This is a genomic window from Sphingomonas liriopis (assembly GCF_024211255.1).
In the GTDB taxonomy this organism is placed as follows: domain Bacteria; phylum Pseudomonadota; class Alphaproteobacteria; order Sphingomonadales; family Sphingomonadaceae; genus Sphingomonas; species Sphingomonas liriopis.
This window is the reverse complement of record NZ_JAMLDY010000022.1, coordinates 46760-58617: the sequence shown is the minus strand read 5'-3', so window position 1 is coordinate 58617 and position 11858 is coordinate 46760. Positions and strand designations below refer to the sequence as shown.

12 protein-coding genes are annotated in these 11858 nt (G+C 69.7%); 2 read left to right on the top strand and 10 right to left on the bottom strand.

What is annotated here, in order from left to right; all coding sequences use genetic code 11:
* Window positions 1-112: 112 nt before the first annotated feature.
* The gene (locus M9979_RS15405; protein WP_254290243.1) at window positions 113-733 is read right to left on the bottom strand and encodes a ribonuclease D; all 621 of its coding nucleotides are present in this window, start codon (window positions 731-733) and stop codon (window positions 113-115) included.
* Window positions 734-1013: 280 nt separating this feature from the next.
* Here M9979_RS15405 and M9979_RS17285 point away from each other — a divergent pair, with 280 nt between their 5' ends.
* Together M9979_RS17285 and M9979_RS15390 are read left to right on the top strand one after the other, a co-directional pair.
* On the top strand, window positions 1014-1859 hold the full coding sequence (locus tag M9979_RS17285; protein ID WP_277998612.1) for a cold-shock protein: 846 nt from the start codon (window positions 1014-1016) through the stop codon (window positions 1857-1859).
* Window positions 1860-1973: 114 nt separating this feature from the next.
* Window positions 1974-2822 (top strand): glutaminyl-peptide cyclotransferase, encoded by an 849-nt coding sequence (locus tag M9979_RS15390; protein ID WP_422922255.1) that lies wholly within the window; start codon window positions 1974-1976, stop codon window positions 2820-2822.
* Window positions 2823-3276: 454 nt separating this feature from the next.
* On the opposite strand, the gene M9979_RS15385 is transcribed toward M9979_RS15390, so the two are convergent.
* The 9 genes from M9979_RS15385 to coxB are packed head-to-tail and all read right to left on the bottom strand — an operon-like array spanning window position 3277 to window position 11761.
* On the bottom strand, window positions 3277-4251 hold the full coding sequence (locus M9979_RS15385; protein ID WP_254290241.1) for an FAD:protein FMN transferase: 975 nt from the start codon (window positions 4249-4251) through the stop codon (window positions 3277-3279).
* A 10-nt stretch (window positions 4252-4261) separates the two neighbouring features.
* The gene (locus M9979_RS15380; protein ID WP_254290240.1) at window positions 4262-5101 is read right to left on the bottom strand and encodes a DUF4198 domain-containing protein; all 840 of its coding nucleotides are present in this window, start codon (window positions 5099-5101) and stop codon (window positions 4262-4264) included.
* Window positions 5102-5114: 13 nt separating this feature from the next.
* A complete protein-coding gene (locus M9979_RS15375; RefSeq protein ID WP_254290239.1) occupies window positions 5115-5594 on the bottom strand; it encodes a DUF2271 domain-containing protein in 480 nt (159 codons plus the stop codon).
* Window positions 5595-5605: 11 nt separating this feature from the next.
* Window positions 5606-6256 carry a PepSY-associated TM helix domain-containing protein gene (locus M9979_RS15370; protein ID WP_254290238.1) on the bottom strand — a complete coding sequence of 217 codons (651 nt, stop codon included), beginning with the start codon at window positions 6254-6256 and terminating at the stop codon, window positions 5606-5608.
* A gap of 31 nt (window positions 6257-6287) precedes the next feature.
* A complete protein-coding gene (locus tag M9979_RS15365) occupies window positions 6288-7343 on the bottom strand; it encodes a c-type cytochrome (protein WP_254290237.1) in 1056 nt (351 codons plus the stop codon).
* On the bottom strand, window positions 7340-7918 hold the full coding sequence (locus tag M9979_RS15360) for a cytochrome c oxidase assembly protein (RefSeq protein WP_254290236.1): 579 nt from the start codon (window positions 7916-7918) through the stop codon (window positions 7340-7342). The genes M9979_RS15365 and M9979_RS15360 overlap by 4 nt, the downstream gene beginning before the upstream one ends.
* Window positions 7915-8292 carry a hypothetical protein gene (locus tag M9979_RS15355; protein ID WP_254290235.1) on the bottom strand — a complete coding sequence of 126 codons (378 nt, stop codon included), beginning with the start codon at window positions 8290-8292 and terminating at the stop codon, window positions 7915-7917. The genes M9979_RS15360 and M9979_RS15355 overlap by 4 nt, the downstream gene beginning before the upstream one ends.
* A complete protein-coding gene (gene ctaD / locus M9979_RS15350) occupies window positions 8289-10799 on the bottom strand; it encodes a cytochrome c oxidase subunit I (RefSeq protein WP_254290234.1) in 2511 nt (836 codons plus the stop codon). The genes M9979_RS15355 and ctaD overlap by 4 nt, the downstream gene beginning before the upstream one ends.
* Window positions 10796-11761 (bottom strand): cytochrome c oxidase subunit II, encoded by a 966-nt coding sequence (gene coxB / locus M9979_RS15345; protein ID WP_254290246.1) that lies wholly within the window; start codon window positions 11759-11761, stop codon window positions 10796-10798. Before coxB ends, ctaD begins: the two co-directional genes overlap by 4 nt.
* Between the last annotated feature and the right edge of the window lie 97 nt (window positions 11762-11858).

Sequence of the window (11858 nt, the reverse complement as noted above, 5' to 3'; positions counted from 1 at the left end):
GGCCCGCTCCCCCACCCGGCCGCCCATCAAGCATACTCTGTGGGCGGCCGGGTGGGGGAGCGGGCCGGCACCGCCTCGAAACGCGCTCTTCCGCGCGTTTTCAAACGGAATCTCAGGCATGCGCGAAGACGTCGATCTCCGGCCAGCCGGCCAGATCGAGTGCGGCGCGGGCCGGCAGGAAATCGAAGCACGCCTGCGCCAGCGCGGTGCGGCCCTCGCGCGCCAGCCGCCGGTCGAGCTCGGCCTGCAGGCGATGGAGGAAGCGCACGTCGCTCGCCGCATAGTCTTTTTGCGCGTCGGACAGTTCGGGCGCGCCCCAGTCGGACGATTGCTGCTGCTTGGACAACTCTTGCCCGAGCAGTTCGCGGACCAGTTCCTTGAGGCCATGGCGATCGGTGTAGGTGCGGATCAGCCGCGAGGCGATCTTGGTGTCGTACGCCGGCGCGGCGACGATCCCGAGATAATGCTGGAGCGCGGCGATGTCGAAGCGGCCGTAATGGTAGAGCTTCGTGCGCGACGGGTCGGCGAGCACCGCCTTCAGATTGGGCGCGGCATAATCGCTGCGCGGGCCGAAGCGGACGAGATGCTCGTCAGGCCCGCCGTCGGACAATTGCACGACGCACAGGCGGTCGCGCGGGGTGATGAGGCCCATCGTCTCGGTATCGACGGCGATCGAGGCGCCGGGGGCGAAGACGTCGGCGGGGAGGTCTTCCTCGTGGAAGTGTACGGTCATCGTGACGCCCTACGCCGCATCCGCGCGACGCTCAATGCTTAACGTCGTGGGTAAAAAGCGGTTCGCGGGCGGTGGAACGTGCCGTTGCGGCCACGGTCAGGCAAGTATCGGTGCCAGTTGGTCAGCAGATGCGACGAATTTGTTCGCGGGGACTTGTTTTGTGCGCTATGACGAGTCCCAAGGCGCAAAAGGTTTCGCGCCCGAAGGCTCGCGTTCGTCGTCCGGCGCACGGGTTCTTCGACGGATTGGATGCGGGCGAACCGGGAAGACGATCAGGGTTATGAGTTACGACAAAGGTGGCCGCGGCAATCGTGGCGGACGTGGTCGCGACAAGCGCGACGATTTCGGTGGCGATAGCGGCGGTTTCGGCGGCGGCAGCAGCTTCGGTGGCGGCGGTTTCGGCGGCGGTGGCTTTGGCGGCGGTGACCGTGGCGGCTTCGGCGGCGGTGGTTTCGGCGGCGGCGGCAGCGGCGGTTTCGGCGGTGGTGACCGCGGCGGCTTCGGCGGCGGCGGTGGCGGCGGCGGTTTCCGTGGCGGCGGCGGTGGTGGCGGCTTCAGCGGCGGTGGCCGCGGCATGCCTCCGCAGGTCGTCGGCGAGGGCACCGGCGTGGTCAAGTTCTTCAACGCGCAGAAGGGCTTCGGCTTCGTCGTTCGCGATGACGGCGGCGAGGACGTGTTCGTTCACATCTCGGCGGTCGAACAGGCCGGCATGAGCGCGCTCGCCGAGGGTCAGCCGCTCGGCTTCACCCTCGTCGACCGCGGCGGCCGTATCTCGGCGACCGAGCTGAAGATCGACGGCGAGCCGATGGCCGTCACCGAGCGCGCTCCCCGCGAGCCGCGCGAAGGCGGCTTCGGCGATCGTGGCCCGCGTCCCGGTGGCGCCGGTGGCGCGCCGCAGCGTCAGCTGACCGGCGAGAAGGCGACGGGCACCGTCAAGTTCTTCAACGCGATGAAGGGCTTCGGCTTCATTCAGCGCGACGACGGACAGCCCGATGCGTTCGTGCACATCTCGGCGGTCGAGCGCGCCGGCATGGCGACCCTCAACGAGGGCGACAAGCTGGAGTTCGAGCTCGAAGTCGATCGTCGCGGCAAATATGCCGCGGTGAACCTGTCGGCCGCGTCGTAACGGTCCCGATTCGCTAAAAACGAAAGGCCCGGTTCCGCTTCGGCGGCGCCGGGCCTTTTGCGTTTCGGCGACCGGGATGCGACGGACGGCGCGCACGATCGAAAGGATGGACGGGTGGTGAAGACGGTGTTGGCGCTGGCGATCCTGGGTACGGCCGGCGTCGTCGCGTGGCGGCAGGAGCCGGTGGCTGCTCCGAGGCAGGCCGCGCCATCCGCTGCCGCGACGCAGACGGCGCCTGCCGAGGCGGGGGTGCCGGTCTATGCGGCGACCGTCGTCGCGCGGTTGCCGCACGATCCGACCGCGTTCACCGAGGGGCTGCTGTTCTGCAATAGTGCGCTCTACGAGAGCACGGGCAAGGAGGGCGCGTCGGACATCCGCCGGGTGACGCCGGCGGACGGCAAGGTCGTCGCGCGTGCGCGCCTTTCGCCCGAGCTGTTCGGTGAGGGGATCGCCTGCTGGCAGAACCGGCTGCTCAGCGTGACGTGGAAGACGGGGATCGGCTTTCGCTGGGCGCTGCCGGGACTGCAACGCACGGGCGCGCCGTTTCGCTATGCCGGCGAGGGGTGGGGGATGACGGGCGACGGACGCTCGATCCTGCTGTCCGACGGCAGCGCGACGCTGCGGGTGATGGAGCCGACCCGCTTCGTCGAGCGCGGGCGGATCGCGGTGAAGCTGAACGGCCGGCCGCTCGCAAAGCTCAACGAGCTGGAATATGTCCGCGGCCGCATCCTCGCCAACGTGTGGATGAGCGGCTTCGTCGCGCGGATCGACCCCGCGACGGGCAAGGTCGACGGGCTGATCGACCTGCGTCCGCTGGTGGCGGAAATCCGCAACGCCGATCCCGACGCGGTGGCGAACGGCATCGCCTACGACCCGGTCGGGAATCGCCTGTTCGTGACGGGCAAATACTGGCCGACGCTGTTCGAGATCATGCTGGGCGACGAGGTGGGGCGGGCGCGTTAGGGGGGCGATCTCCTCATCTTGAGAGCGTGGAAAGACGAGAGTGTCGCGCAGGGGCGCGGAGGACGCAGAGGTGTCGCGGTTGCGGCGCGCATGGCCCTGTCATCTCCCGTGCTGACGGGGAGGGGCGCTGGCGCGGCGGGCGCGACACCCCGCATCGACATTCAGCGGTGTAGAGACATTTCGTCCCCTTACGGCGGGGAGGGCTATTGCGTATAAGTGATTGGTCAGCGGCTCCCCAGTTCCTTCGTCACCCCGGACTTGTTCCGGGGTCCACGGTTCGGCGAACGTGTCGTTTCGAGGCTCTTGTTCAACGCCTGCGGCATGGTGGACCCCGGAACAAGTCCGGGGTGACGAGGTATTCCGGGCCAGTTCATCGATCTTATGCGATAGCCCTGCCGTGGCGGGTGCGTTGGTAGTCCATGCGTCCGAATGTCGATCGATCCCGGCGATCGACCTAATCGGCGAGCATGGCGGCGAGGGCGGGGCTGAGGTGTTCGCGGGTCTCGCAGTCGATGACGGTGACGATCCGCGCGGCGATGGCGTGATCGGTGGCGAGCGGAATGGCGGCGTCGGGGCCGAGGACGGTGAGCGCGGTCGCCCAGGCGTCGGCGGCGAGGGCGGTGGCGTGAATGACGCTGGCCGCGACGACGCCGGTCTGGATCGCACGGCCGGTGCGGGGATCGAGCGTGTGGGCGCCGCGGCGATAGTCGCCCGAGGTCGCGACGGCGAGGCCGTGGAGCGCGAGGCGTAGCGGCACGAGGGAAAGGCCGGGGGGCGTTTCGCAGTCGACCCACCAGGGCTGGCCGTCGGGGCGGAAGCCGCGGCCGACGAGTTCGCCGCCGATCTCGACGAGTGCGTGGACGATGCCGAGCGTGCCGAGCAGCTCGGCGATCGCATCGACGGCGAAGCCCTTGGCGATCCCCGACAGGTCGAGCGACAGGCCGCCGGGCTGGCGCAGGCGGCGGTCACCCGGCGTGTAGGCGAGGCGACGCCAGCCCGAGACGGCGCGTGCCGCGGCGATCGCCGTATCGTCCGGCGGGCCGGCGACCGGGACGGGGCCGAAGCCCCACAGGTCGACCAGCCGGCCGATCGCGGGATCGAAGGCGCCGTCGGTGATCGCCGCGATCCGCAGCCCCTCGGCGACGACGTGCGCGAAATCGGGGGGCAGGATGGTCCACCGGCCCGCGGGAGCGCGGTTGAACGCCGACAGCTGCGAGGTCGGCGACCAATGGCTCATCTGGGCGACGATGCCGTCGAGCCGGGCGACGATCGCGTGGCGCACCGCATCCGCAGGCACCCCGGCGGGCAGAATGGCGCGGACGCTCCAGCGCGTCCCCATCGTCTCGCCGCCGAGGTCGGTCACCCGCGCGGCGGGATCGCGCGCGGCGAACAGCCGCGCGTCGATCGCCGCGGGCAGCGCGATCCTCATGGCGTACGGATCACGGCGTCTGAACTTCCAGTGTCGTCGTGTAGCTGAGCCGGCGTTCGGTCGCACGCGGGGTGGTCGTCTTCGCGTCGGTCGTCGTGGCGTTGAGCCAGTACATGCCCGCGGTGGGCCAGGTGACGGTGAGCACGCCGTCGGCGCCGGTGGTCAGCTCGCGTGCGCCCTCGTCGTTGCGGTAGCGCTTGCCGCCGGGGATGACGGTGACCTTCAGGCCCGTGGCGGGCTTGCCGTCGATCAGGAAGCGGAATTTGGCCGCCTCGCCCGCGACGAGTTCGTCGGGGTGGGTGACGGGGGCGAATTCCAGGCCCTTGCCGGTCGGCTGGAACACGGTCGTGGTCGGCGCCCCGGCGGTCAGGAACACCTCGTTGCGCGACGAGACCTCGGTCAGCTTCACGTCGGTGGCGTTGGCGGGGATGTCGGCGACGGTCAGCGGCGCGGGCTGACCAGGCCGGGGCGGGCCGCCGCGGCCGCCGACGCGCTTTTCGACGCCATCGACCTTGAAGCTGCCCATGACGCCCGACATCTGCGTGCCGACCTTCCACGTTCCAGCCTTGTCGAGCTCGATATCGAAGACCGAGCGGTAGCGGCCGGTCGATCCGTTCTGCAGCTTGCCCTCGCTGCCGTCGGGCTGCCAGACCTTGACGCCGTCGAGGCGCAGCGGCTGGTGATCGGCGAAGAACAGATCGTTCGAGGCGGCGGCGTCGATCGTCACCCAGCTGTCGGTGCCCGAGACGATCGTGGTCGAGGGAAGCATCCACAGGCGGTGCGCGGAGACCGCGGCGGGGATCGAAAGCAAGGCGGCGGCGGCGAGCAGGCGGCGGGCAATACGCGTCATGGCGGCGGTCCTTCTAGCGGGCGGAGATGGTGACGGCGCCGAGCTCGGTCTTGCCCGAGGCGCGTGCGGCGGCGGTGGGGACGGTGAGCGGCAGCGTGACGAGCTCACGGCCGCCGGTCTCGCGCGCTGCCTCGACCGAAAGGACGTAGCGGCCGGGCCTGAGGTCGGCGGGCAGCGCGACGCTGTACTGGCCGGGCGCGCGGGTCGCGCCGGTGACGCCATCGACAGGGACGGTCATCGCCTTGCCGCCCTTGCGCCACCAGGCGCGCAGGTCGGCGAGATATTTGGTGCCCGCTTCCTTGCCGGTCTTCTTCGTCTCGTACCACAAAGCGACGGTGCGTGCCGCGCCGCCACCGGCGGGCTCGAGCCAGATCGCGACATAGGGGCGGTGGTATTCGGCGACGTTCTGGCGCGGGATCGTCACCGTGACGGTGGCGGCGGTCGCCGGTGCGGCGATGACGCCGCCGAGCAATGCAAAGGTCGATGGACGCATGGTTTCCCCCTTTAGTGGACGAAGAACAGGAGCAGCAGGAACGGAATGACGACGCCCGCCGCGACGATCGGCCAGGTGGTCGGGCGGTGGCGGGCGTGAAGCTGGAGCAGCAGCAGCCCGGTGAGCGTGAACAGGATGCAGGCGCCGGCGAAGATGTCGAGGAACCAGCTCCATGCCGTCCCGGTGTTGCGGCCCTTGTGCAGGTCGTTGAGCCAGGCGATCCAGCCGCGGCTGGTGACCTCCGACGTGATCGCGCCGCTGGTGCGGTCGATGCTGACCCAGGCGTCGCCGCCGGGGCGGGGCAATGCCACATAGACGTCGGCGTCGGACCATTCGCCGGGCTTTCCCGCGGGATCGAGGCCGACCGCGGCGGCGACCGCGGCCGCGACGCGGGGCGGCAGGGGGGCGTCGGTGGTGGCGGGCGTCTTGAGTTCGCGCAGCAACGGCGGGGGCAGCGTGCCGGCCCTGTCGGCGGTCACCGGCGTGCCGGGGATCGACGCGGCGTGGTTGAGCGTGATGCCGGTGATCGCGAACAGCAGCATGCCGACGAGCGCGATGGCGGCGCTCATCCAGTGCCAGGTGTGCAGCTGTTTCAGCCACCAGCCACGCCATTTGCGCTTTGGCGTGCGGGTGGCGGCCGGGACGGGATCGGTGCGAGTCACCCGATTCGCCTAGCGGCGAAACGGGCGGACTTCAATATTGCTGCGAATGATTATCATCAGCACGAGTCTGCCCGGCGAGATAGCGGGCGAGGGGGTCGATCATCGCTTCCGGGATGCGGCGGGCGATGACCGGCATCGTCGCGTGACTCTTGCGGGCGTCGACCACGGTTTCCTCGCCGCGCCAGTGGCGCAGGCGGCCGGCGATATAGGTGGGGCGCTGGCCGGCGAGGACGGGATAGGGCTTGCCGGCCGCGTGGCAGCTGGCGCAGGCGGGGATCTGGAGCCGGCGCAGGCCCTGCGTCACGATTCGCGCGGCGGCGGCGTCGCCGGCAGGGGCTGCGCCGAGGCCGGGCATCGCGGCGTAGCGGCGGGCGGCGCGCTCCATGTCGGCGGGGGCCATCCGTTGGGCGACCTGTTGCATCACCGCGCTCGAGCGGGTGCCGCTGGCATAACCCCGAAGCGCGGCGAGCAGATAGGCGGGGTCCTGCCCGCCGAGAATCGGGATATCGGGCGCGCCGCGGCCCCGGCCGTCGGCGCCGTGGCAGCCGGCGCAGGTGGCGAGGTTGGCGCCGGGATTGGCCTCGCCGACCAGCGTGCGGTATTGCGCGGGTGTCATGCCGGGCAGGCGGCGGACGAAGGCGACCATGCGGCGCACCTCGTCGGGGCGGTCCTGGACGGCCCAGGCGGGCATGCCGGTATATTTGACGCCGTGCTGGACGATCCAGAACAGCTGCTTGTCGCTCCACTCCTTGGCGTTGACGGCGAGGTCGGGGGCGGGCGGGGTGGCCGCCTGCATCACGGGCGCGGGCTTGACGCCGGGGGCGCCGTGGCAGACCGAACAGGCGTTGGCGAAATGGCCGGCGGCGCTGACGAGGCCGGTGGCGTCGGCGGGATCGTCGGGCGCGGTGAAGGCGGCGTGCGTGCGCACCGAATTGCGCATCGTCCAGTGCAGGAACCAGTCGGTGATCGGCCAATGCCCGCTCGACGCGGCGAGGTTGAACACCCCCGACCAGGCGAACAGCAGGCCGGCAAGCGCGAGGCCGACGAGCGTCGCGATGGCGCGAAACCAGGTGATGCGGATCGTCATGCCATGGCCTCGTCACGGGTCTGGAGCAGCCGGCCGAGCATCGCCAGCCCACCCGCGAGATAGGCGATGCCGCCGACGAGGAGCATGACGACGCCGGCGATTTGCTGGTCGGCGAGCGCATCCGCGCCGTGGTGCATGTAGAGCGGGCGGGGCGCGAGGCCGATCAGCGCGCCGAGCAAGGTCATGTGCATCGACGTGACGAGCAGCGCGCCGACGCCCGCGGCGCGGTGGCGGGGCGCGAGCACGGCGGACCAGAGCAGCAGCCCGGCGACGAGGAAGCTTGCCTGTTCGAGGATGAGCCAGCCGGGGTGATGATCGGCGAGGCGGCGGAGCGCGGGCAGGTGCCAGCCCCAGACGACCACCGCCTCGATCAGCGCGGCCGGGAGCGGCGCCGCGAGGCGCGGCCAGCGGGTGGCGGGGTCGAGGCGGGTGTGCTGGAGGCCGATCGCGACCAAAGGCGCGGCGATCGCGACCGCGATCATGTGCGCGGCCATGTGGCCGGTCATGCCCTGGCCGCTCATCGCCCAACCGAGCGGCAGGAGCGCGAGGCCGGCGATGAGATAGGCGCGCTTCACCGGCAGTCGCTCAGCACGATCACCGGCATTGCGGTGAAGACGACCGCGACGAAGCTCAGCGCCGACAGCAGCAGCGTCGCATAGGCAACGAAGCGCAGCCGGTCGATCTCGGTGCCCGAATCGTGCGGCGCGGGGGTGCCGGGGGTGCGTGCCTGCTGCCAGGCGATGACGCCGGCGGCGACGATCACCAGCAACGCGAGCACCGTGCCGATCACGAAGGCGGTCGGGAAGCGCGCCCACATCCCGAGCCTGGCGCAGGACACCGCCGCCCACAGATAGGAGAACAGGAAATGCGCCGCCCAGGTCGTCGGGGGCACGATCAGCGTCCACAGCGTGACGCGCAGCGACTGCGCGCGCTTGAGCCAGCGCCTCACAGCCCCGCCTCCGGGAACAGGCCGACGGTGAGGTAGGCGACGAGCGCGGTGAGCGCGAAGAAATGCTGGTAGACGGTGATGTTGCGCAGGTCGGCATCGTGGCTCGGCGTCATCCGGCGTGCGAGGCTGCGCGCGAGCGTGTAGAGCTGCATGATCGCCGCCACCGCGGCGTGGACGATCGTCCAGATCACCAGCACCCAGACGATCGCCGGATAGACGTTCGCCTTCGGATCGAGCCCGTCGAGGCAGCGCAGCCCGACGAACAGGCTGGCGATCGCCGCCGCCGCACCGGCGATGAGCAGCAGGCGGGCGGGCTGGACGCCGCCGCGGCTATGCCACTCGCGCGCGCCGACGGTGACCGCCCAGCTAATGAGCGACAGTGCGAGCGCGACCATCGGCCAGTATGTCCCCGGGCCGTCGAAGCCGGCACCGAAATCGGGGTGGATCGTCCAGTAGAAATAATAGCCGAAGACGAGGCCGGAAAAGGCGGTGGCGTCGGCCATCATCGTGATGAACATCGCCCACCAGCCCGGCGCGGCGGGGCCGGATAGATACAGCGGCAATTCGATGCCGTGGCCGATCGGCTTTTCCGGCTTTTCGGGGATTTCGGCGGTGTCCCACAGCCACCACAATACGCAGGCGAGCGTGACGACGCCGCTCGCCGCGGCGAGCAGATAGAGGTGGTAGGTGGTGAGGATGAACACCGCGCCCAATGCGACCGCGGTCATCATCGGCTTGACGCTGGGGGTGCCGAGGCGGATCACCGACACCGGCTTCGCGTCGAGGACGGAGGTGATGATCGTCTCGCGCCGGCCTTCCTCGGCGTCGGGTAGGAAGAAGCGGCCCTCGTCGACCTTGGCGACGAAACCGGGCTGGTCCCAGATCGGATAGCGGCTCTCGATCAGCGGGACCGAGCGGATGCCCCAATCCTCGTCGTCCGGGTGGGCCAGCCATTCGAGCGTGCCCGCGTTCCACGGGTTGCGGGCTGCCTTCTTGCGGGTGGGCGAGAGGGCGAGATCGACGACCAGCACCGCGACGCCGGTCGCGAACATGTACGAGCCCAGCGTCGAGGCGAGGTTGAACCAGCCGATGTTGAGATCGGCGGGATAGGTGAAGACGCGGCGCGGCATGCCTTCGAGGCCCGACAGATGCATCGGGAAGAAGGTGAGGTTGACGCCGACGAACATGATCCAGAAGGCGATGCGCCCCAGCCGGTCGGAGAGCTTCTTTCCCGTGATGAGCGGCCAATAATAATACAAGCCCCCGAACAGCGGCAGCAACGTCCCGCCGATCAGCACGTAATGCAGGTGCGCGACGATGAAATAGGTGTCGTGCGCCTGCCAGTCGAACGGCGCGATCGCGACCATCACGCCGGTCAGGCCGCCGATGACGAAGATCGCGAGGCTGCCGCTCGCGTAGAGCAGCGGCACCGACCATTTGACCTTGCCCGCCCACAGGGTCGCGATGAACGCGAAGATCTGCACGCCGGTGGGGATCGCGACAGCTTCGGACGCGGCGGAGAAGAAGGCGAGGCTGATCTTGGGCAGGCCGGTCGCGAACATGTGATGGACCCACAGGCCGAACGACAGGAAGGCGGTGCCGACCGCGGCGAGCACGATCCACGGATAGCCCAATAGGTGGCGCTGCGCGAAGGTGGGGATCAGCATCGCGAACAGCGCGATGCTGGGCAGGAAGACGATATAGACCTCCGGGTGGCCGAAGATCCAGAACAGGTGCTGCCACAGCAGCGGATCGCCGCCCTTGGCCGCGTCGAAGAACGGCCAGCCGAGCAGCCGCTCCATCTCGAACAGCAGGTCGCCGGCGATGAGCGGCGGGAAGGCGAACAGGATCATCACCGCGACGACGAGGATGTACCAGGCGTAGAGCGGCATCAGGTTGAGGCGCATGCCGGGCGGGCGGCATTTGAGCACGCCGACGATCAGCTCGACCGCGGCGGCGACCGACGACACCTCGATGAAGCTGAGGCCGAGCATCCAGATGTCGGCGCCGAGTCCCGACAGGTCGGTGCGCGTGGTCAGCGGCGGATACATGAACCACCCGCCATCGGGCGCGGCGTTGAAGAAGATCGAGCCCGACACGAAGACGCCGCCGATCAGGAAGCTCCAATAGCCGAACGCCGAAAGCCGCGGGAACGGCAGGTCGCGCGCGCCCAAGAGCTGCGGCAGCAGGATGATCGACACCGCCTCGAACATCGGCACCGCGAACAGGAACATCATCATCGAGCCGTGCAGCGTGAACAGCTGGTTGAAGGTGTTCGCCGAGACGAGGTCGTTGTCCGGCACCGCGAGCTGGGTGCGCATGATGAGCGCGAGGACGCCGGCGAACAGCATGAAGCCGAACGCGGTCAGCGTGTACCACACGCCGATGCGGTTGTTGTTGACGTCGGTCCAGCGGAAGAACCAGCCCGAGGGCGGCTTCCACACCGCGCGCAGCCGCTCTTCCTGTTCGAGGCGCAGCTGCGGGTCGTCCTGTGCGTGGAGGCTCATTGCAGGCCCTGGAGATAGCGGGCGATGGCGGTGGCCTCACCGTGCGTCAGTTGCGGGAAGGCGGGCATGCGCACGCCGGGCTTCGTCTTTTCCGGATGGCGGATGAAGCCCGCGACATTGGCGGTGGTCATCGGCAGGATACCCGCGGCGAGCGTCTGGCGGCTGCCGAAATGGGTGAGGTCGGGGCCGATCGCGCCCGCCTGACCTGCGCGGCGGATCGTGTGGCAGGCGTTGCAGCCGTTGGCGGCGAACAGCGCCGCACCTTGTCCGGTCGCCGTCGCCGGGCGCCGTTCGGCGGCGAGCCACGCGTCGAACGCGGCGGGTTCCATCGCGACGACGTCGAGCGCCATCAGCGCATGGCTGAGCCCGCAGAATTCGGCGCACTGGCCGCGGTAGCGGCCGGCCTTGTCGGCGCGGACCACCAACGTGTTGGTGCGGCCGGGGATCATGTCCATCTTGCCGGCGAGGCCGGGGATCCAGAAGCTGTGGACGACGTCGGCGGCGGTGAGGCGGAAGGCGACGGTGCGACCGACCGGGATGCGCACCTCGTTGGCGCTTTCCACCGCTGCGGCGCCGGGCGGGCGATAGGTGACGCGCCACCAGAATTGTTCGCCCTCGATCGCGATCTGCAGATCGGCGGGGCCGAGCGGGCGCGGCTTCATATAGGGGAGCGACCAGACGAGCAGGCCGAGCAGCACGACGGTGGGGATGACGCCGCCGAGCCACAGCACCAGCCGCATGCCCTGATGATGCGTCAGCCGGTCCTCGGGCGCGCGCACCGCGTGGCGCATCAGCAGCGCGACGCCGGCGGCGATCACCACCGCGCCGGCCAGCATGACGAGGAACAGATGACGGATGTCCGCCGCATCGGCGCCGAACGGCGCAAGCGTCGATTGATGCGCGTTGCAGGCGGACAGGGCGCCGGCCGCACCGGCGATGATCGTGACCCTGGTCCCCCGCATCATCGCCAAACGCTTCGGGTCCGAAACGGTTCGATCCCGATGCGCGCTTTTGTGTGAGGAAAGATTGCCGGGGCTTGACCCGATCGGCGTTCCTGCC

What these genes read in the sequence shown, in the direction of transcription:
- M9979_RS15405 (WP_254290243.1), bottom strand. Translation starts at nt 733, where the DNA reads ATGACCGTACACTTCCACGAGGAAGACCTCCCCGCCGACGTCTTCGCC.
- M9979_RS17285 (WP_277998612.1), top strand. Translation starts at nt 1,014, where the DNA reads ATGAGTTACGACAAAGGTGGCCGCGGCAATCGTGGCGGACGTGGTCGC.
- M9979_RS15385 (WP_254290241.1), bottom strand. Translation starts at nt 4,251, where the DNA reads ATGAGGATCGCGCTGCCCGCGGCGATCGACGCGCGGCTGTTCGCCGCG.
- M9979_RS15380 (WP_254290240.1), bottom strand. Translation starts at nt 5,101, where the DNA reads ATGACGCGTATTGCCCGCCGCCTGCTCGCCGCCGCCGCCTTGCTTTCG.
- M9979_RS15375 (WP_254290239.1), bottom strand. Translation starts at nt 5,594, where the DNA reads ATGCGTCCATCGACCTTTGCATTGCTCGGCGGCGTCATCGCCGCACCG.
- M9979_RS15365 (WP_254290237.1), bottom strand. Translation starts at nt 7,343, where the DNA reads ATGACGATCCGCATCACCTGGTTTCGCGCCATCGCGACGCTCGTCGGC.
- ctaD (WP_254290234.1), bottom strand. Translation starts at nt 10,799, where the DNA reads ATGAGCCTCCACGCACAGGACGACCCGCAGCTGCGCCTCGAACAGGAA.
- coxB (WP_254290246.1), bottom strand. Translation starts at nt 11,761, where the DNA reads ATGCGGGGGACCAGGGTCACGATCATCGCCGGTGCGGCCGGCGCCCTG.